The sequence below is a fragment of the Streptosporangium saharense genome (genome assembly GCF_014203715.1).
Taxonomy (GTDB): Bacteria; Actinomycetota; Actinomycetes; order Streptosporangiales; family Streptosporangiaceae; genus Streptosporangium; species Streptosporangium saharense.
This window is the reverse complement of record NZ_JACHJP010000002.1, coordinates 1,000,303-1,022,641: the sequence shown is the minus strand read 5'-3', so window position 1 is coordinate 1,022,641 and position 22,339 is coordinate 1,000,303. Positions and strand designations below refer to the sequence as shown.

Here is a 22,339-nt window from a genome sequence, read left to right as displayed (position 1 = left end):
CGTACCCGCGTCCCGGGCCCGCCATGGAAAGACGAGATCCGAGAAAGAGGTTCCCCTTGCCCGCGGACGTGCTCGCGCTGACCGGCGCCCAGCTTGGCGTCTGGTACGCCCAGCGTCTCGACCCCGCCGATCCGAGCTTCAACGTCGGCCAGTACGTCGAGCTGTGCGGCCCCCTCGACCTGGACCTGTTCGGCGAGGCCGTACGGACCGGGGTCGGGGAGACGCAGGCCCTGAACGTGCGGATCGTGGACGGTCCCGACGGGCCGTGGCAGGTGATCGGCGAGGCCCCCGGCTGGGACCTCGACGTCGTCCGCTGCGACCCCGAGGAGGCGCTGCGCGCGATGCGGGCGGACCTCGCGAACCCGGTGGACATCCTGACCGGGCCGCTGCTGGCCGAGGTCCTCTACGAGGTCGGTCCCCAGCGTTACTTCTGGTACCAGCGCTTCCACCACATCCTGATGGACGGCTACAGCTTCACGCTGCTGGCCGGGCGGGTCGCGCAGATCTACACGGCGCTCGCCGGGGGCAGGCCGTACGGGGACAGCCCGTTCGGGAGGCTCGGCGCGATCGTCGGGCAGGAGATCGACTACCGCGCCTCGGGGCGCCGTGAGCAGGACCGCGACTGGTGGCGCGAGCACTTCGCCGACCGGCCCGAGGCCGCGGAGATCACCCCGGGGACCGGGGAGTACGGCTTCCTGCGCGAGCGGGCCGAGTTCCCCGGGCAGGCCCTGCTCGCCGTCGCCAAGGAGGTCGGCGGGACCTGGGCCGACGCGGTGACCGCCGTCACCGCCGCCTACACCTGGCGGATGACCGGCGCCCCCGACGTCGTCCTCGGCATGCCGTTCGCCGGACGGTTCGGCGCGGCGTCGATGCGCGTGCCCGGCATGGCGGTCAACGTCCTGCCGGTCAGGGTCACCCCCGAGCCGGAGACGACCTTCGCCGACCTCGTACGGCGGGCCGCGGCCGAGATCGTCGCCGTCCGCGCCCACCAGCACTACCGGGGCGAGGACCTGCAGCGTGACCTCGACCTGGTCGGTTCGGGACGAAAGCTGTACGGCCCCTCGGTCAACGTCAAGGCCTTCGACTACGCGCTCTCCTTCGCCGGGATCGACGGCGTCGCCCGCAACCTCGCCGCGGGCCCGGTGGACGACCTGGAGTTCTCCTTCTACAAGAGCCCCGCCGACGTGCTGGTCGTCGAACTCGACGGCAACCCCGGCAAGTGCTCGCCCGAGACCCTCAGGGCCCATCTGCGGCGCTTCCTCGCCTTCGCCGAGGCGCTGGCCACCGCGCCGCGGACGCCGATCGCGGAGCTGCCGCTGATCACCTCGCGGGAGCGCGACCTCGTCCTCGACGGCTGGAACGCCACCGGGACGCCCGTCACCGGCGCGACCGTCGTGGAGGCCTTCCGCGCCCAGGCGCGCAGGACCCCTGAGGCCGCCGCGGTGCGCGACCTGTCCTTGGGCACCGGTCTCACCTTCGCCGAGCTGGACGCCCGCTCCGACCGGCTGGCCGCGCTGCTGATCGGGCGGGGAGCGATTCCCGAGCGGACCGTCGCCCTCGAACTGCCCCGTGGCGCGGGCACGATCGTCGCCCAGCTCGCCGCCCTGAAGTCCGGCGCCGCCCACCTGGTGCTGCCCACCGACCTGCCCGAGGAGCGGCGCGCCTTCCTGCTGGCCGACGCCGACCCGGTGCTCGTGGTCACCCCGCAGACCCTGGCCGAGGCCGAGACTGTGGCCGAGACAGGGGCCGGGGACCTCCCCGAGGTGACCGTACGGCCCAGCTCGCTGGCGTACGTGCTCTACACCTCCGGCTCGACCGGCCTGCCCAAGGCCGTCGCCGTCACCCACGCCACCCTCGCCAACCTGTGGGAACACCACCGCGTCACCCTGCACGCCGGGCCCCGCAGGAAGGTCGCGCACTCCTACGCCTTCTCCTTCGACTCGGCGTGGGGACCGTTCCTGTGGATGGTCTCCGGGCACGAGCTGGTCGTCCTCGACGAGCACGAACGGCGCGACCCCGCCTCCTTCACCGGGATCGACGTCATCGACGTCTCCCCGTCCTTCTGCCTGCAGCTCGCCGACGCGGACATGCTCGACCGGCCAGGTCACCCCGGTCTCGTGCTGCTCGGCGGGGAGGCCGTGCCGCCCGCGCTGTGGCGGCGGCTGCGCGAGACCCCCGGCGTGCGCGCGCACAACCTGTACGGCCCGACCGAGTTCACCGTCGACGCCCTGTGGGCCTGGCTCGACGACAGCGACGAGCCGGTCGTCGGCCGCCCGGTCAGCGGCGCCAGGGCCTACGTGCTCGACGCCCGCCTCGCCCCGGTGCCGCCCGGTGTGACCGGTGAGCTGTACGTCGCGGGCGGCGGCCTGGCCCGTGGCTACCTGAACCGGCCCGGGCTGACCGCGGAGCGGTTCGTCGCCGACCCGTTCCGCTTCGGCGAGCGCATGTACCGCACCGGGGACATGGCCCGCTGGCGGCCAGACGGCACCCTGGAGTTCCACGGCCGCACCGACGACCAGATCAAGATCCGCGGCCACCGGGTCGAGCTGGGCGAGGTCGAGGCCGCCCTCGCGGCCGTGCCGGGCGTCACCCAGGCCGCGGCCGCCGTGCGCGGCGGGCTGCTGACCGGCTACGTCGTCGGCGACGGCCTTGAGGCCGCCCGGGTCAGGGGGGCGCTGGCCGCGCAACTGCCCGGCTACATGGTGCCCGCCGCCGTCGTCGTGCTCGCGGCCCTGCCGCTGACCGGGCACGGCAAGCTCGACCGGCGCGCCCTGCCCGCCCCCGAGTTCACCGCCACGGGCCGCCCGCCGCGCGACGCGACCGAGGAGACGCTCTGCGGGATCTTCGCCGAGGTTCTCGGCCTGCCCGAGGTGGGCATCGACGACAACTTCTTCGAGCTGGGCGGCGACAGCATCACCTCCATCCAGGTCTGCGGGCGCGCCCGCAAGGCCGGGCTCGCGGTGACGCCCCGCCAGGTCTTCGAACTGCGGACCGTCGCCGGTCTGGCCGCCGCCGCGGGGACCGTACGGCAGACGCGCCCCGACGACGGGGTGGGGACCGTCCCGGTCACGCCGATCGTCGCCTGGCTGCGCGACCTCGGCGGCTCGGCCACGGCGTTCAAGCACACTGCTTTTAAGCACACTGCCTCCGTCGAGCTGCCCGAGGAGGTGACCGAGGAGCGGGTGCGCCAGGCGGTGCAGACGCTGCTCGACCACCACGACGCGCTGCGCGCCCGCCTCAACCCCGACTGGACCCTCGACGTCCGGCCTGTCGGCGCGGTCGCCGCGGCCGACGTCATCAACACCGGGGACGACCTCGACCCGGCCGCCGGGCGGATGGTCGCCTTCACCCGCGAGCCGGGACGGCTCACCGTCACCGTCCACCACCTCGTCGTGGACGGCGTCTCCTGGCGGATCCTGCTGCCCGACCTGCGGGCCGCCCTCGAAGGACGGCAGCTCGAACCGGTCGGCACCTCGCTGCGCACCTGGGCGACGACCGTGGCCGAACTGGACGTCTCCGGCGAACTGCCGTACTGGACCGGGCTGCTCGACCGGCCCGACCCGAGGCTCGGCGCGCGCAGGCCGGGACCCGGCGACACCGTCGGCACTGCCGTACGGGCCGTCGTCACCGTGCCGCCGGGCCGTACCGCACCGCTGCTTGCCGCCGCGGCGCGCTGCCGCGCCGGGATGGACGAGCTGCTGATGGCCGTCCTGGCCAGGGCGACCGGCGGGGACGAGCTGCTGGTGCAGACCGAGGGGCACGGCCGCGACCTGCTCGACGACCTCGACCTGTCGCGCACCGTCGGCTGGTTCACCGTCGAGCACCCCGTCCGGGTCCGCCTCGACGGCGCCACGACCCCGGCCGACACGCTCAGGAGGGTCAAGGAGGCCGTCAGGTCGGTGCCCGGTGGCGGGCTCGGCTACGCGGTCCTGCGTCACCTGCGCGGGCAGCTCGACGAGCTGGCGCGGCCGCAGATCCTGTTCAACTACCTGGGCCGTTTCGCCGCGGGCGCCGCCTTCACCGCCTCCGACGACCCCGCGATGCCCACGCCGTACGCCCTTGAGGTCAACGCCTTCCTGCACGAGACGCCGCAGGGGCCTTCGCTGGCCGTGCACCTGTCCACCCCGCCCGGGGTGCTCGACCTGGACGTGTTCGGCACGCGCTGGGAGGCCGCCGTCGACGAGCTGGCCGCCACCACCGGCGCGCTCGTCCCCTCCGACCTGCCGCTGGTCGCTCTCACCCAGCGGGAGGTCGACCGCCTGCCCGGGGACACCGCCGACGTGCTGCCGCTGTCCCCGCTGCAGGAGGGCCTGCTCTTCCACGCGAGCACTGACGAGCTGGACGTCTACACCTCGCTGACCCACCTGGAGCTCCACGGCCCGGTGGACGGGCTGCGTGAGCGGATGGAACGGCTGCTCGCCCGGCACGACAGCCTGCGCGCGGTCTTCCTGTCCGACGGGTTCGACCGGCCCGTCCAGGTCATCCCCGCGCGGGCCGAGCTGCCCTGGCGGGAGATCGACCTGTCCGGCGAGCCGGAGCTTCTCGACGAGGTCGAGCGCGCCGAGCTGGCCCACCGCTTCGACGTCACCCGCTCGCCGCTGCTGCGCTGCCTGCTCGTACGGCTCGGCCCCGGCCACCACCGGCTGCTGCTGACCGGCCATCACCTCGTGGCCGACGGCTGGTCCACCCCGCTCATCGTGCGCGAGCTGGTCTCGGGAACCGCCGAGCCCGCGCCGCCGTACCGGGACTATCTGGCCTGGCTGGGCCGCAGGGACACCGAGGTCGACGCCATGGCCTGGCGCGAGGCGCTGGCCGGGCCTGTCGAGCCGACCCTTGTCAGGGGAGCCGAACCCGGCAGGGCCCCCGTCCCGCCGCGCGAGGTGCCCGTCGAGCTGCCCGCCGACGTCGGGGAACGGCTCGGCGCGTTCGCCAGGCGGCACGGCCTGACCCTCAACACCGTCGTCCAGGGAGCCTGGGCCGTCCTGCTCGGCCTGCTCACCGGACGCGACGACGTCGTCTTCGGCGCGACCGTCTCCGGCCGTCCCGCCGACCTCGACGGCGTGGAGAACATGATCGGCCTGTTCAGCAACACCGTCCCCGTCCGGGTGCGGCTCGACCCCGAGGAGGCGGCGCCCGCCGCGCTCGCCAGGCTCCAGGCGGAGCAGGCGAGGCTGCTCGACCACCAGTACATCGGCCTCGCCGAGATCCAGGCCCTGGCCGGGGCGGGGACGCTCTTCGACACGCTGCTGGTCTTCGAGAACTACCCGGCGGGGCAGGGCGTGCCCGGTGGCGAGGTCACCGTGACCGGCGCGGGCAACCGGGGCCACACGCACTACCCGCTGACACTGCTCGTGCTGCCCTCGGGCAACCCGGTGCTCGGCCCCGACGGCGGCGGACCCCGCTTCGTCCTGGAGTACCGGCCCGACGCCTTCGACGACGACGAGGCCGCCGCCGTGGCCGCCCGCTTCGCCCGGGTGCTCGCGCAGCTCACCGCCGAGGCCGTCGTCGGCGAGATCGACGTGCTGATCGAACGCGAGCAGGTCCTCGGCGACTGGATCGCCACCGAGGCCGAGATCCCGGCCGGGACCGTCGTGGACGTCTTCGAGGCGCAGGTCGCCGCGACCCCCGACGCGACCGCCGTGGTCTCCGGCACGACCACCCTGACGTTCGACCAGCTCAACCGGCGCGTCAACCGGCTCGCGCACGCCCTGACCTGGCTCGGCGCCGGGCGGGAGACACTGGTCGCGCTCGCGCTGCCCCGCTCGGCCGACCTGGTCGTCGCGCTGCTGGCCGTCCTCAAGACCGGGGGCGCCTACCTGCCGATCGACCTCGACTACCCCGAGGAGCGGCGGCGGCTCATGCTCGCCGACGCCCGTCCCGTGCTGGTCCTGACCAAGCTCCCCGAGACCGACGACGGCCCCGAGACCAACCCCGTCGTCGAACGCGACCCCAGGCAGCAGGCCTTCGTCATCTACACCTCCGGCTCGACCGGCCGCCCCAAGGGCGTGCAGATCTCCCACCACGGCCTGATGAACCTCTACCGCGACCACCGCGACACGGTCTTCGCCAAGGCGGTCGAGGCGGCGGGCGGGCGGCGGCTGCGCGCCGGGCACACCGCGTCCTTCTCCTTCGACTCCTCCTGGGAGCAACTGCTGTGGCTGCTGTGCGGCCACGAGCTGCACGTCTTCGACGAGGAGACCCGCCGCGACGCCGAGGCGACCGTCGCGCTGGTCGCCGAGCGGCGCATCGACACCCTCGACGTCACCCCGACCTTCGCCGAGCAGCTCCTCGACTGCGGCCTGCTCGACGGGGAGCACCGGCCCCTGCTCGTGCTGCTCGGCGGCGAGGCCGTACCCGAGGCGCTGTGGCGCCGGATGCGCGAGACCCCCGGGGTGATCGCGCACAACTACTACGGCCCGACCGAGGACACCGTGGACACCCTCGGCGCCGACCTCGCCGAGAGCCCCACGCCGGTCGTCGGACGGCCCATCGCCAACACCCGCGTCTACGTGCTCGACCACAGGCTGCGCCCGGTGCCGCCCGGCGTCCCCGGGGAGCTGTACATCGCCGGGGCCGGTCTGGCCCGCGGCTACCTGAACCGCCCAGGGCTGACCGCCGAGCGGTTCGTCGCCGACCCCCTGACGTACGGCGAGCGCATGTACCGCACCGGGGACCTGGCCCGCTGGCGCCGTGACGGCACCCTGGAGTTCCTTGGCCGCACCGACGACCAGGTGAAGGTACGCGGCTACCGCATCGAACTGGGCGAGGTCGAGGCCGCGCTCGTCGCACAGCCCGGCGTCTCCCGCGCCGCCGTGATCGTCAGGGACGACAGGCTCGTGGCCTACGTCGTCGCCGACGGGCCGGTCGATCCCGGCGAACTCGGCCTGCCCGCCTACATGGTCCCCGCCGTCGTCACCCTCGACGCGCTGCCGATGAACGTCCACGGCAAGCTCGACCGCGCCGCCCTGCCCGCCCCCGGTGCGAGCCGTACGGCGGGGCGCGCGGCACGGGACGAGCGGGAGGAGATCGTCCGCGGCGTGCTCGCCGACCTGCTCGGTGTGCCCGCGATCGGTGCCGACGACGACTTCTTCGCCCTCGGCGGTCACTCGCTGCTGGCCGCCCGCGCCGTCAACCGCATCAGGCGCGCCCTCGACACCGGCCTGGCGATCAGGGACCTGTTCGAGGCCCGCACCGTCGCCAGGCTCATGCCCAGGCTCGGCGGCGCCTCCCGCGCCCCGCTGACCAGGGCGGCGCGCCCCGAGCGGGTGCTGCTCTCGGCCGCCCAACGGCGGCTGTGGTTCCTGCACCACCTCGAAGGGCCGAGCCCCGTCTACAACATCCCGTTGCGCCTGCGCCTCGCGGAGGGCACCGACGCCGCCGCGCTGCGCGCCGCCTGGCGTGACGTGGCCGGACGCCACGAGATCCTGCGCACCGTCTACCCGGACGCGGAGGGCACGCCGTACCAGGTGGTGCTGGACACCCTGCCGCCGCTGACGACCATGGTGAGCACGACCGGGCGGCTGGCCGACGACCTCGCCGAGGCCGAGAACCACGGCTTCGACCTGCCCACCGAGCCGCCGCTGCGCGGGACGCTGTTCACCCTGCGCGACGGCGGGCTCGTCCTGTCGGCCGTCTTCCACCACATCGCCAGCGACCAGTGGTCGGAGGGGGTGTTCCTGCGCGACCTGGCCACCGCCTACGAGGCCAGGCTCGCCGGGCGGGAGCCGGAGTGGCCCGAGGTCCTGCAGTACGCCGACTACACCCTCTGGCGTCAGGACGCCTCGACCGAGGAGGACGAACGCCACTGGCGGCAGGCGCTCGCCGGGATTCCCGACGAGCTGGCGCTGCCCTACGACCGGCCCAGGCCGCACACCCCGTCCCACCGGGGCGGCACCGTACGGCTGCGCCTGCCCGACGACGTTCACCGGGGCGTCGCGGCGCTGGCCGGAAGCGGCGGCGCCACCCCCTTCATGGTGCTCCAGGCCGCCGTCGCCCTCCTGCTCGGCAGGCTCGGCGGCGGGAACGACATCCCGCTCGGCGTGCCCGTCGCGGGCCGTCCCGACGAGGCCCTCGACGACGTCATGGGCCTGTTCGTCAACACGCTCGTGCTGCGCGCCGACCTGTCGGGCGACCCGTCGTTCGACACGCTGCTCGGCCGGGTCCGCCAGACGGAGCTGGCCGCGCTCGCCCACCAGGACCTGCCGTTCGAGCGGCTCGTGGACATCGTCGCCCCGACCAGGTCCCTGGCCAGGCACCCGCTGTTCCAGGTCATGACCCAGTACCACCGGGCCGAGCCCGCCGTCGCGCTGGGCGAGGTCGAGCCCGACCTCAGCGTGCACGCCCGCTTCGACCTGGCCTTCAACGCCGTTGACGACGGCGAGGCCACCCACCTGTCGGTCATCTACGCCCGCGACCTGTTCGACGACGCGAGCGCCGAACTGCTCGGCGAGCGGCTCGTCCACGTGCTGCGCCAGGTCCTGGCCGACCCGGCGCTGACCGTGGGGGCGGTCGAGGTGCTGTCCCCGGCCGAGCGCGACCGGATCACCGGGGAGTGGAACGCCACCGGCCACGAGGTGCCAACCGGCACGCTCAGCCGCCGCATCGCCGCCCAGGCCCGCCGTACCCCCGACGCCCTGGCCGTGGCCGCGCCCGAGGGGGACGGCTGGCTTGAGCTGACCTACGCCGAGCTGGAACGGCGCGCCGACCGGCTGGCCTGGGAGCTGGCCGAGGGCGGCGCCGGGCCGGAGACGATCGTCGCGATCTCCATCCCCCGCTCGGCGGAGCTGATGGTCGCGCTGCTGGCCGTGCTCAAGACCGGGGCGGCCTACCTGCCGATCGACCCCGACTACCCGGCGCGGCGGCGTGAGCTGATGCTCGACGACGCCCGGCCCGTCCGGCTGCTGACCGCCGACGACGTCGTCTCGGGTGGCGGCGACGACCGGCCCTTCCCCGACGCCTCGGCCCCGGGCGGCCCGGCCTACGTGATCTACACCTCCGGCTCGACGGGACGGCCCAAGGGCGTCGTGGTCGAGCACCGGGCCATCGTCAACCGCCTGGCCTGGATGCAGGCCGAGTACGGCCTCACCCCCGATGACCGGGTGCTGCAGAAGACCCCGGCCGGGTTCGACGTCTCGGTGTGGGAGTTCTTCTGGGCGCTGTCGGAGGGAGCCGCCCTGGTCCTGGCCGCGCCCGGCGACCACCGCGACCCCGCCAGGCTCGTCCAGGTCATCCGGGAGCGGTCCGTCACGGTCGCCCACTTCGTGCCGTCCATGCTGCGGGCCTTCCTGACCGACCCCGGCGTGCCCGGCTGCGTGAGCCTGCGCCACGTCGTCTGCTCCGGCGAGGCGCTGCCCGCCGACCTCGCCGCCGACTTCAGGAGGGCGCTCGGCGCGAGGCTGCACAACCTGTACGGCCCGACAGAGGCGGCCGTGGACGTCACCTACCAGGAGTACACCGGCGATCCCGGCATCTCCACGGTCCCGATCGGCCGCCCGGTGTGGAACACCGAGACCTACGTGCTCGACGCCGCGCTGCGCCCGGTGCCGGTCGGCGTCCCCGGCGAGTTCTACCTGTCGGGGGTCCAGCTCGCCCGTGGCTACCTGAACCGGCCAGGCCTGACCGCTGAGCGGTTCGTCGCCGACCCGTTCAAGCACGGCGAGCGCATGTACCGCACCGGCGATCTGGCCCGCTGGCGTCCCGACGGCACCGTCGAGTTCCTCGGCCGCACCGACGACCAGGTGAAGATCCGCGGCCAGCGGGTCGAGCTCGGCGAGGTCGAGGCCGCGCTGCGCGCCCTTCCCGGCGTACGGCAGGCCGCCGCGCTCGCCGTCGAGGGCCGCCTGATCGGCTACGTCGTCGGCGCCCCGGAGGCCGCGACCGACCCGGCCGCGCTGCGCGCCGAGCTGGCCTCGCGGGTCCCCGGCCAGCTCGTGCCCTCGGTGATCGTGCCGATCGACGCGCTGCCGCTCTCGGTCAACGGCAAGCTCGACCGCCGCGCGCTGCCCGTCCCCGCCGCCCCGGAGGCACCCGCCGTCACCAGGCCGGGCAGGCCGGGGGAGGACGCCCTGACCGCCGCCTTCGCCGAGGTCCTCGGCCTGGGCACGGTCGGCGTGGACGAGGACTTCTTCGGCCTCGGCGGCGACAGCATCATGTCCATCACCCTGGTCGCCAGGGCCCGCGCCGCCGGGCTGACGATCACCGCGAAGGACGTCTTCGAACACCCGACCGTCGCCGGGCTCGCCGCCGTCGCCAGGTCCGCCGAGCCCGCCAGCACCACGGGGGCCGCAGAACCTGCGGAGGAGGCGGCCGGTCCGCTGCCGCTGCTGCCGGTCATGCACTGGCTGCGCGAGCAGGGCGTCCCGGTCGAGGACGTGCACCAGGCCAGGCTGCTGCGGGTGCCGCCCGCGCTCGGCGTCGAGCGGATCACCGCAGCCTTCGACGCCCTCGCGCGCCGCCACGACGCGCTGCGGCTGCGCCTGGCCAGGCCGCACCCCGCGATCTGGTCGGCGGAGATCGCCCAGGAGGCGGTCCCCGTCGAGGTGCGCCGGGTCACCGGCCTGGCCGACCTCGACGCCGAGTACCGCGCCGCCGTCGGACGGCTCGACCCGGCGACCGGCGCGGTCGTCCAGGCCGTCTGGTTCGACCTCGGCGAGGAGCCGGGACGCCTGCTCGTCGTCGCCCACCACCTCGTCGTTGACGGCGTCTCCTGGCGCTTCCTGCTGCCCGACCTGGCCGCCGCCGTCGAGGGCCGCGACCCGGCCCCCGTCCCGGTCTCGCTGCGCCGCTGGTCACGGCGGCTGAGCGAGGAGGCCAACGCCCCCCGCAGGCTCGCCGAACTCGACCACTGGCTGGCCACCGTCGCCCCCGGCGCCACCCGCCTCACGGCGGTTCCCCCGGCGCCCGGTACGGTTCCCGTCGTGCACGAGACCGTCCTGGACACCGCGCTCACCCGGAGCCTGCTGTCCGCCAGGGGCGGGATGAACGCGCTGCTGCTCACCGCCCTCGCCCTCGCCCTGCCCGGCGACGGCCCCACCCTGGTCGATCTCGAAGGACACGGCCGCGAGCACGACGAACTCGACCTGTCGCGCACCGCCGGCTGGCTGACCGCCGTCCACCCGGTGCGCCTCGACCCGGGGAACACCGTCAGCACGGTCGCGGCGTTCAAGCGGATCAGGGAACAGTTGGCCGCGGTGCCCGACGGCGGCCTCGGCTACGGCCTGCTGCGCCACCTCAACCCGCAGACGGCCGCCTTCCTCGCCGCCTCACCCCGTCCGGAGATCCTGTTCAACTACCTGGGCAGGTTCGGCGTCGGCGGCGCCGAGGACTGGGGCATCGCCGACGAGGCGCTCCCCGACACCGGGCCCGGCGCCTCGCCGTACGGGCTGGAGGTGGACGCCGTCACCCACGACAGGCCGGAGGGCCCGCAGCTGCGGGTCACCTGGACCTCGGCCGCCCTCGGCGGCGAGGAGCTGAGCGGCCTGGCGGGACGCTGGGCGGCGGCGCTGGCCGAGCTGGGCGCCCCCGGCGCCCTCGACGACGCGCTGACCCCCTCCGACCTGCCGCTGGTCTCCCTCACCCAGGAGCAGATCGACGAGCTGCCCCCGGGCACGACCGACGTGCTGCCGCTCGCGCCGCTGCAGGAGGGCCTGCTGTTCCACGCCAGCGTGGACGAGGGCGCGCTCGACGTCTACACGGTGCAGAACTTCCTCGAACTGCGCCGCCCGATGGACGCCGATCGGCTGCGCGAGGCCTGGCGGCTGCTGACCGCCCGCCACCCCAACCTGCTGGCCGGGTTCAGGTACGACGGCCTCGACCGGGCCGTCCAGTTCGTGCCCGGGGCGGCGGAGCTGCCGCTGACCGAGATCGACCTGACCGGCCTCGCGGGACGGCCCCTCGAAGGGGAGGAGGCGCACGCCGACGGCATCGACCTCGCCTTCCTGCCCGACCCGGCACAGCGGGACGCGGTCGCGCGGATCCTCACCGAGGACCGCGCCGCGCGCTTCGACCTGACCGATCCGCCGCTGGTGCGCTTCACCCTGGTCAGGCTGGCCCCGGAGCACCACCTGCTGGTCATGATCCACCACCACATCCTGTGGGACGGCTGGTCGGAGGGGCTGTTCCTGCGGGAGCTGTTCGACCTGTACGACGGGCGCGAGCCAGAGCGGGTCACCCCCTACCGCGACTACCTGGCCTGGCTGTCACGACAGGACACCGACGCCGCGTTCGAGGCCTGGAAGCAGGCCCTGGCCGGGCTCGCCGAGCCGACCCTGCTGGCCCCGACCGGGGGCGAGCTGACCGCCGTCGTGCCCGAGGCCGTCATGGCCGAACTGCCCGACGGGTTCGGGCCGAGCCTGGTGGCCCAGGCCAGACGGCACGGCCTGACGCTCAGCACGCTGCTGACCGCGGCCTGGGGCATGGTCCTGGCCGGGGTCACCGGCCGCTCCGACGTCGTGTTCGGCAGCACCGTCTCCGGACGGCCCGCCGAGATCCCCGGCGTCGAGTCCACCATCGGCCTGTTCCTCAACACCGTCCCCGTGCGCGTCACCCTCGACGCCGACGAGACCCTCCTGGCCCTGCTCACCCGCCTGCAGCGCGGGCGGTCAGCCGTACTGGCCCACGAGCACCTCGGGCTCGGCGAGATCCAGCGGGCGGCGGGCCTCGGCCAGCTCTTCGACACCCTGTACGTGCTGCGCAACTTCGGCGACGACGAGGACGAGCGCCAGCGGATCACCGCCTCGTACGGCATCGCCGAGATGGACAGCGTGGACGGCACCCACTACCCGCTGACCCTCGTCGTCACCCCCGACGAGCGGTTGAAGGTGTCGCTGGCCTACCGGCCCGACGTGTTCGACAGGCCGCTCGCCGAGGCGATGCTCGCCCGCTTCACCCGCCTGCTCGAACAGATCGCCGGGGATCTGACGGTGCCCGTAGGCCGTCTCGACCCGCTCGGGCCCGACGAGCGGCGCCTGGTGCTCCAGGAATGGAACGCCACCGACCACCCGCTGCCCGACAAGACCGTCGCCCGTCTCCTTGAGGAGCAGGCGGCCCGTACCCCGGACGCCGTCGCGCTGGTCTTCGGTCAGACACGCCACACCTACGCCGAGCTCAACGCCCGCGCCAACCGCGTCGCGAGGATGCTCGTCAGCAGGGGCGCCGGACCGGAGCGGATCGTCGGGCTGGCGCTGCCGCGCTCGGCCGACATGGTGGCCGCGCTGTTCGCGGTGCTCAAGACCGGCGCCGCCTACCTGCCGCTCGACCTGGACTACCCGGCCGACCGGATCGAGCACATGATCACCGACGCCGCCCCGGTGTGCGTGCTGCGCCCCGGCGACCTGGAGGGCCTGGACGAGCTGTCCGGCGACGACCTGGGCCTCGACTTCCCGCTGAGCCACCCGGCCTACGTCATCTACACCTCCGGCTCCACCGGGCAGCCGAAGGGCGTCGTCGTGCCCTACGCGGGCCTGACCAACATGCAGTTCAACCACCGCAGCGAGATCTTCGACCCGGTCGTCGCCTCGGCGGGACGGCGGCTGCGCATCGCGCACACCGTCTCCTTCTCCTTCGACATGTCGTGGGAGGAACTGCTGTGGCTGGTCGAGGGACACGAGGTGCACGTTCTCGACGAGGAGATGCGCCGCGACGCGCAGTCGCTCACCACCTACTGCGCCGACCACCTCGTCGACGTCGTGAACGTCACCCCGTCCTACGCCCAGCAGCTCGTCGAACACGGCCTGCTCGAAGGACACGTGCCGCCGCTGGTGCTGCTCGGTGGCGAGGCCGTCGGCCACGCCCTGTGGGAGACGCTGCGCACCACCGAGGGGACACTCGGCTACAACCTGTACGGCCCGACCGAGTACACCATCAACACCCTCGGCGGCGGCACCGGCGACAGCGTCACCCCCATCGTCGGCCGCCCGATCTGGAACACCCGCGTCTACGTGCTGGACGACCGGCTGCGCCCGGTCCCCGTCGGCGTCGCGGGCGAGCTGTACGTCTCCGGCATCGGCCTTGCCCGCGGCTACCTCGGCAGGCCCGCCCTGACCGCGGAGCGCTTCGTCGCCGACCCCTTCAGGGACGGCGAGCGCATGTACCGCACCGGCGACGTCGTGCGCTGGCGCGGCGACGGCAACCTCGACTTCCTCGGCAGGGCAGACGACCAGGTGAAGATCCGTGGTTTCCGGGTCGAACCCGGCGAGATCGAGGCCGTCATCGCCGCCGAACCCGGCGTCGCCCAGGTCGCGGTCATCGCCCAGCCTGGGCCGGTCACCCGCCTGGTCGCCTACGTCGTGCCTGCCGGGGACGGCCCCGGCGACCTCGCGGCGGCCCTGCGGGAACAACTGCCGAGCTACATGGTGCCCTCGGCGTTCGTCACCCTGGAGGCGCTGCCGCTGACCATCAACGGCAAGCTCGACCGCCGCGCGCTGCCCGCGCCGGACTTCGCCTCCGCCGTCTCCTCAAGGGAGCCGCGCGACGAGCGCGAGGCCACGCTGTGCCGGGTCTTCGCCGAGGTGCTCGGCCTGCCCAGGGTCGGCATCGACGACAGCTTCTTCGAACTCGGCGGGCACTCGCTGCTGGCCATGCGGCTCGCCGCGAGGATCAGGGCCGAGCTGGGGACCCCGCTCAAGCTGGCCACCGTCATGGCCGCCCCGACCCCCGCCGAGCTGGCCGTACGGCTGGCGGGGGGAGCGCCGGGCGGATTCGAGGTGATCCTGCCGCTGCGGACGACCGGCGACCTGCCGCCGCTGTTCTGCGCGCACCCGCCCGCCGGATTCGCCTGGCTGTACGGCGGGCTGCTGCCGCACCTCGATTCGCGCAGGCCGCTGTACGGCATCCAGGCGCCCCAGCTGAGCGGGGAGGACTTCTCCCCGGAGACCATCCGCGACCTCGGCCGGGCCTACGCCGACCGGATCGCCGCCGTCCAGCCCGCCGGGCCGTACCACCTGTTCGGCTGGTCCTTCGGCGGACAGGTCGCCTACGCGATCGCGACGGCGCTGCGCGAGCGGGGCGAGGAGGTCGCCTTCCTCGGCGTGCTCGACACCTTCCCCATGGACACCGGGGAGGAGCCGAGCCGTACCTCAGAAGAACTGGACGAGCTCAGCCGGGCCGAGACCGAGGAGTTCCTGCAGGGGCTGCGCGAGTCGGCGGGCGTGCTCGCCGACTTCGACGACGCGACCGTGCGGGCCATCGCGACAGTCCACCGCGCCTGCATGGGGCTGCTGCTCGGCGCGGACTACGCCCGCTACGACGGCGACCTGCTCGTCGTCACCGCGACGAAGGACCGCGTGGAGACCGGCGACCACCTGCAGTGGGCGGCCCACGTGGACGGCAGGATCGTCAACCACGACGTGGACTTCACCCACGCGGAACTGCTCACCCCGAAGGCGCTCACCGTGATCGGCCCCATCGTGAACCGCGCGCTCAACGAGATCCAGACCGCAACACCCTCACAGGAGACCCCCAGATGACCAATCCCTTCGAAGACGCCGACGCCCGCTACCTGGTGCTGGTGAACGCCGAGGGGCAGTACTCGCTGTGGCCCGCCTTCGCCGACGTTCCCGGCGGCTGGGACGGCGTCCACGGCCCGGCCTCCCGCGCCGACTGCCTGGCCTACATCGAGGCCAACTGGACCGACATGCGCCCGCTGAGCCTCGTCGCAGAGATGGGCGGCTGAGCTTGCCCGTCCCCGATCCCTCCTCGTCTCCTTCCCGGCGGCCCACCTCGCTGCTGCGCCAGTGCATGATGGCGCAGTGGCGCACCCTGGTCGCCGCCGTGACGGCGTCCGTCGTCAGGCAGGTCGCGCTGCTGGCCATCCCCTGGTGCGTGCAGCGCGCCGTCGACGACGGCATCGCCCGCTCCGACCTCCGGGTCACGATCTTCTGGGCGCTGGCCGTCCTCGTCGTCGCCGCCATTCAGTGGGCCGGGCTGGTCGGCTGGCAGTGGTGGGCGAACATGGCCGACGCCCGCGTCGGCGTCGGCCTGCGTCACCGGCTCGTCCGGCACGTCGCCACGCTCGGCGACGACGACCAGGCCGGGCAGGGCGGCCGGGGCGACCTGGCCATGCGCGTGACCCGCGACGTGGACCTGGTGCGCATCTGGGTGCACGGGCTGACCACCTGGGCGGTCATCGCCACCACGTTCGTGGTCGTGCTGCCCGCCCTGGCCTCGCTCGAACCCGTCCTGCTGTACGTGACGCTCGCCATGATCCCGCCGCTGGTCCTGGTCAACGTGGTGTTCCCGCGCAGGTTCGAGCCCGCGCTCGCCGAACTGTCCGACGCCCACTCCTCCCGCGCCGACGCCGTCGCGGACCTGCTGACCGTGGGCGGCGCGCTGCGCGGCCTCGGCGGCGCCGACGTCCTGCTCGGCCGCCACCACACGCACAGCGCCCGCGTCACCGAGGCGACCATGCGCGCCGCCCGCATCTCGGCGACCTGGTCGGCGCTGGGCCCGATGATCCCGCGCCTGGCGGTGGTCGCCGGGATCGCCTTCGGCGGCATGGCGGTGCTGTCCGGAGACCTCACCGTCGGCGGCCTCGTCGCGTTCGTCTCGTGGATGGTGACGCTCACCCTGGCCGTCAGCGTGGCCGTCGAGCGCTTCGCCGACCGGGGACAGGCCGTCGTCGCCGCCCGCCGCATCGCCGAGGTCCTCGCGCTGCGCCCGGCACTCGACCAGCCGGACGACCCCCTGCCGTTGCCCGAGAACGCCACGCTCACCTGCGAGGACGTGACGTTCGACCGCGACGGGCGGCGGGTGCTCGGCCCGCTCTCCCTGTCGGTACGGCCCGGCGAGCTGCTGGCCGTCACCGGCCCGAGCGGCTCGGGCAAGTCGACGCTGCTGCGGCTGCTGTGCCGTCGCGCCGACCCCTCGGAGGGGACCGTCTCCTACGGCGGGGTCGATCTGCGCGCCGCCGACCAGGACGAGGTGGCCCGCAGCCTGGTCCTGGTCTCCCAGCGGCCCGTCCTGGTCTCCGGGACCGTCGCCGACAACCTACGGCTCGGCCGTGATCTGGACGACGAGGACCTGCGCGCCGCCTGCCACACCGCCGCCATCGACCTGCCCCTCGACGCCGAGGTCGGCGAGCGCGGCGGCGCCCTGTCCGGTGGGCAGGTGAAACGGCTCGCGCTCGCCCGCGCCCTGCTCGGCCGCCCGGCCGTGCTGCTGCTCGACGACGTCACCTCCGCCCTCGACGAGACGACGGAGGCGCATGTCCTGGACCGGCTGCGCCGCTGGTCGCCGCGGACCGCCGTCGTCTTCGTGACCCACAGGGCCGCGGTCGCCGACGCCGCCGACCGCGTGCTCGACCTCACAGGAGCGGAGGTCTCCCATGGCTGAGATCGTCATGCTGACCGACGACCCGCCGACCAAAAGGCTGCTGCGGCGTGCCTGGCCGTACCTGCGGCCGCACTCGGGCAGGATCGGGCTCGCGCTGCTGCTCAGCCTGGCCGAGAGCGCCTCGCTGGTGGCCCTGGCGCCGTTCATCGGCCTGGCCACCGACGCGCTGCTCGCCCGCGACCGCGACCGGCTGCTCACGGCCATCGCGCTGCTGGCCGGGCTCGTCGTGACGCAGGCGCTGCTGGCCAGGTTCGCCGCGACCACGCTGGCGGGCGCGGGCGAGCAGGTCACCAGGAGCCTGCGCGAACGCGCCGCGGAACGGCTCACCGACGCGCCGCTGCGCTTCATCGAGGCGCACCGGGACGGCTCGCTGCTGCAGCGCGCCACCGGGGAGATCGCCGAGCTGTCCATGTTCGTCCGCACCGCGCTGCCGAACCTGCTCGGCGTCACCGCGACGCTGGCCTTCACCACCGTCATGCTGCTCGGCTACTCCTGGCCGCTGACCCTCGTGATCATCGCGGTCTTCCTGCCCCCGGCGCTGCTGGTCACCCGGTGGTTCGCCAAGGACGCGGGCTCCGCGTTCGGCGCGCACGCCGGGGCCGAGGCGACCATGGCGGGCACCTTCACCGAGACCCTCGACGCCCGTGAGGAACTGCGCGCCGCGGGGGGCATGTCCGCCTGGTTCGCCCGCTTCGACCGGGACAACCTGGCCACCCTCCTCACCCAGCGGCGCACGGTCGTCGTGGAGAACAGGATCGGCGCGATCAGCCTGGTCGAGGGGGCAGCGATGGCCGTACTCCTCGCCTTCGGCGCGTGGCTGGCCGTGGGAGGGCACCTGAGCGTCGCGACCGCCGTCGTCTTCGTGCTGGCCGGGCGCAACCTGTTCGAGGGCTTCGGCGACCTGTCCCAGCTCGCCGGGGAGGTGCAGACCGTGCGGGCCGGGCTGGCCCGCCTGCTCGACCTGCTGACCGCGGGCGCCCCCGAGCCCAGCGGGAACCGGCCGCTGCCCCCGAGGGGGGAGCTGCTGGCCGAGGAGGTCACCTTCCGCTACGAGGACGAGACCGAGGTGCTCCGCGGGGTCTCGGTGCGCTTCGCCGAGAACGCCCACGCCGGGCTCGTCGGGGAGACCGGCTCGGGCAAGACGACCCTGTCCAAGCTCCTGTGCGGTCTCTACCGGCCCGACTCGGGACGGGTCACCTTCGGCGGCGTCGATCTCGGCGAGGCCTCCCCCGAGGAGGTGCGCAGACGCATCGCGCTCGTGCCGCAGGAGGTCCACATGGTCTCCGGCTCGATCGCCGACAACCTGGCCCTCGCCAGGGGCGAGCCGGGACAGGCCGAGATGGAGAAGGCCTTCGAGACCCTGGGGATCGGCGCGTTCCTGCGGGGGCTGCCGCAGGGCCTGGACACCCCGGCCGGGGAGCTTTCGGCGGGGGAGAGGCAGATCCTCGGGCTGGTCAGGGCCGTGCTGGCCGACCCGGCCGTGCTCATCCTCGACGAGGCGACCGCCGACGTGGACCCGGTCACCGCCCGCAGCCTGGAGACCGCGCTCGCCCGGCTGCACGACGAGCGCGCGCTCATCGTCATCGCCCACCGCCCCGCGACCATTGAGCTGCTGCCCCGGCTCGTCGGACTGCGCGACGGCGCCCTCGACCCCCGGTACGACAACTGACCGGGGCCGCCCATGCCCGGGTGCCCCGCCCGTCGTCACACCGTCCCGGCCCTCGCGGTACTCCGTGAGGGCCGGGACGGACGCGCGGGTACCCGGGCATGCCGGTTATATCCACTTTTTGTGGAACGTTTTCGGTCTCCCACGGGATGTTCCGGTGGGGAACCGTCGAAGCCCGGGCTCCGTCGTCGACTTGACGTGACGGAAACCTATCTCTTTACTTAGGTTTGCCTTACCTAAATAATAGTGATCCAGGAGACGCGGGATGCACCTCACCAGGGCCGTTCTCGGCCTCTTCACCGCCGGACTGGTGGCCCTCACCGCCGCGTGCGGTTCCTCCGCCCCCACCCCTTCCGCGAGCTCCGCGGGTGACCCCTCCGCGGCGGCACAGGCCACCACAAGGACCGTCCAGACAGCCCACGGGGCCATCCAGGTCCCCGCGGAGCCCAAGCGGGTCGTCTCCCTCCTCAACACCACCGCGGCCGTCCTCGAACTGGGCATCACCCCGGTCGCGATCATCCAGGAGGCCGAGAACGACTACTCGCCCGAGGACTGGGCGAAGGTCAAGGCCATCCCCGTCATCGGGTCCGACGAGACGTCGATCAACTACGAGCAGCTCGCCCAGCTCCAGCCCGACCTCATCGTCAGCACCCAGCGCCGCGAGGAGGACTTCGGCTACGACAAGCTCAGCGCCATCGCGCCGACCGCCTTCTTCGTGACGGAGAACCCGGCCGACGTCCGCAAGGCGCTGCCCGAGATCGCCGACGCGCTGGGCAAGAAGGACGCGATGGCCGGAAAGATCGCCGAGTACGAGGCGAAGATCGCCGAGATCAAGTCCAAGTACTCCGCCGTCCTGGAGAAGACCACCTGGGACTACGTCGAGGGCGGCCCCGAGGGCTTCGTCGCCAACTCCCCGGTCTCCTGGCCCGGCCTGTTCATGGAGGAGGCCGGCCTGAAGTTCTCCAAGGTCGCCACCGACGAACGCGCCAACCGCGGCGTGCGCCTCTCCTACGAGCAGATCTCCCAGTTCAAGGACACCTCCGTCCTGCTGTACGGCGCGCAGCCCGACGGCAACGCCGACCCCGCGACGCAGAAGCTGCTCGACCAGGGGTCCTGGAAGCTGCTGCCCGCGGTCAAGGACGGGCACGTCTACCCGCTCAAGTACGGCTACCAGTACAGCTACAAGGGCGTCCTGGAGATCATCGGCCAGCTCGACGCCATCCTCGCCAAGCTCGCGTAGGGGATGCCATGTCCGACGTCACGATCATCGAGTATCCCCTCAGGCCACGCCTGCTTGAGGTCAGCCGGGTCCGGCGCATCAGCCCGTCGACCGTACGGGTCACCCTGACCGGTCCCGACCTCGAAGGGTTCCAGGAGGCGGCGCCCGCCGACCACGTCAAGCTCTGCTTCCCCGAGCCCGGCGCCGACCTGCCGGTGATGCCGACACTCGGGCCCGACGGTCTCGAACCGCCGCCGCCCGGCTCCCCCCGGCCGATCTTCCGCGACTACACCATCCGCTACCACCGGCCGCAGGACCTGGAGATCGACGTCGACATGGTCATCCACGGCCACGGTCCTGGCTCCACCTGGGCCGACCAGGTGGAGCCGGGCCAGCGGATCGGCGTGCTCGGCCCCCGTGGCTCGGTCATGGTGCCGCTCGACCTCGACTGGTACGTGCTCGGCGCCGACGAGACCGCCCTGCCCGCCCTGGCCCGCTGGCTGGAGCTCCTGCCGGCGGGGGCGACCGTGTTCGCCTTCGCCGAGGTCGCCGACACCCGCGAGGAACAGGAGATCGCCAGCGTCGCCGACGTCAACCTGACGTGGCTGTACCGCGGCGACGCCGAACCGGGTACCTCCGACCTGCTGGAGAAGGCCATCCGGGGCGTGCGCAAACCCAAGGGGGAGGGGTTCGCCTGGGTCGCGGGTGAGGCGGGCACGCTCAAACCCATCCGCCGCTACCTGCGCGAGGAGTTCGGCCTGCCCAGGGAACGCGTCGACGTCGACGGCTACTGGAAGCGTGGAGTGGTCAACCTCGACCACCACGAGGAGGAAGAGGACTGAGTGGGCTTCCCCTCGCTGCAGGCCGACGCCGTCCTCCTGATGTGGGTCCAGCTGCTCGTCATCGTGCTGGCCGGGCGGCTGCTCGGCGCGGCCGCCCGGCGGATCGGGCAGCCCGGCGTCGTCGGTGAGCTGCTGGCCGGGGTGCTGCTCGGCCCGTCCATCCTGGGCTGGCTGTGGCCCGCCGCCGCCGCGGTCGTCATCCCCGACGACCGGCTGGCGGCGGCGCCGCTCAACACCGTCGCCTGGCTCGGCGTCGCCCTGCTGCTCGTGCTGACCGGCCTGGAGACCGACCTCGCGACGGTACGCAGGCTCGGCAGGGCCTCCACCCTCATCGCGGTCGGCGCCCTCGGCCTGCCCTTCGCCGCGGGTATCGGGCTCGGCACGCTGATGCCCGAGTCCTTCCACGGGAGCGGCGCGAACAGGACGGCCTTCGTCCTGTTCATCGCCATCGCGCTGAGCATCTCCTCCCTGCCGGTGATCGCCAGGATCCTCACCGAACTCGGCCTCATCCGCAGTGACGCCGGACAGGTGATCATCGCGGTGGCCATGACGAACGACCTCGCGGGCTGGGCCGCCCTCGGCCTGGTCACCGCCCTCGCCGGGGCGGGCACCCTGTCGGTGGGGATGGTCGCCACCCTGCTCGGCGGCGTCGTGCTGCTGCTGGTCGTGGCCCTGACCGTCGGCCAGCGGCTGACGGACGCCGCGCTGCGGGCCGTACGGGACAGGGGAGCCGAGCACGGCGGGCTCGTCGTCGCGGTCGTCGCCACCGGCGTGTTCGCCGCCCTGGCCCACCTCGTCGGGTCCGACGCCGTGATCGGCGCCTACCTGGCCGGGCTGCTGCTCGGCCGCTCCCGGTTCTTCCCCGCCCAGCTCAGGAACCAGATCGAACCCATCACCGTCACCATCCTGGCGCCGGTGTTCTTCGCCACCGCCGGACTGCGCCTCGACCTGACCGCCCTGGCGAGCACCGAGGCGCTGCTGTGGGCGGGCGCCGTGCTCGCCTGCGCGGTCCTCACCAAGGTGATCGGGGCCCTGGGCGGCGCCCGCCTGGCCCGGCTCGGCACCCGCGACGGCCTGATGATCGCCGCGGGCCTCAACGCCAGGGGCGCGGTCGAGGTGGTCATCGCCACCGTCGGCCTGCAGGCGGGCGTCCTGAGCACGACCGCCTACACCGCGATCGTCCTGATGGCCCTCGTCACCACGGTGATGGCACCCCCGGTCCTACGAGCCCTCCGCCCGGCCAGGAACCCCGACCCCGTGGAGGTACCGGCATGACCACCCAGA

At 73.5% G+C, this 22,339-nt stretch carries 7 protein-coding genes; all 7 read left to right on the top strand.

Annotation, left to right across the window (positions count from 1 at the left end; genetic code table 11):
- Window positions 1–56: 56 nt before the first annotated feature.
- The 7 genes from FHS44_RS40955 (at window position 57) to FHS44_RS13445 (ending at window position 22,330) form a co-directional block, all read left to right on the top strand.
- The gene (locus tag FHS44_RS40955) at window positions 57–15,464 is read left to right on the top strand and encodes a non-ribosomal peptide synthetase (RefSeq protein WP_184714304.1); all 15,408 of its coding nucleotides are present in this window, start codon (window positions 57–59) and stop codon (window positions 15,462–15,464) included.
- Window positions 15,461–15,670 carry an MbtH family protein gene (locus FHS44_RS13470; RefSeq protein WP_184714303.1) on the top strand — a complete coding sequence of 70 codons (210 nt, stop codon included), beginning with the start codon at window positions 15,461–15,463 and terminating at the stop codon, window positions 15,668–15,670. Before FHS44_RS40955 ends, FHS44_RS13470 begins: the two co-directional genes overlap by 4 nt.
- Before the next feature lie 2 nt (window positions 15,671–15,672).
- Complete coding sequence (locus tag FHS44_RS13465) at window positions 15,673–17,328, top strand: ABC transporter ATP-binding protein (RefSeq protein WP_221460681.1); 1,656 nt, start codon at window positions 15,673–15,675, stop codon at window positions 17,326–17,328.
- Complete coding sequence (locus tag FHS44_RS13460; RefSeq protein ID WP_184714302.1) at window positions 17,321–18,997, top strand: ABC transporter ATP-binding protein; 1,677 nt, start codon at window positions 17,321–17,323, stop codon at window positions 18,995–18,997. Before FHS44_RS13465 ends, FHS44_RS13460 begins: the two co-directional genes overlap by 8 nt.
- Window positions 18,998–19,259: 262 nt before the next feature.
- Window positions 19,260–20,234: an ABC transporter substrate-binding protein gene (locus FHS44_RS13455; protein ID WP_184714301.1), complete on the top strand. Its 975-nt coding sequence runs from the start codon at window positions 19,260–19,262 to the stop codon at window positions 20,232–20,234.
- Between the two features lie 8 nt (window positions 20,235–20,242).
- Window positions 20,243–21,055 carry a siderophore-interacting protein gene (locus FHS44_RS13450; protein WP_184714300.1) on the top strand — a complete coding sequence of 271 codons (813 nt, stop codon included), beginning with the start codon at window positions 20,243–20,245 and terminating at the stop codon, window positions 21,053–21,055.
- Complete coding sequence (locus tag FHS44_RS13445) at window positions 21,056–22,330, top strand: cation:proton antiporter (RefSeq protein ID WP_184714299.1); 1,275 nt, start codon at window positions 21,056–21,058, stop codon at window positions 22,328–22,330.
- Window positions 22,331–22,339 lie beyond the last annotated feature (9 nt).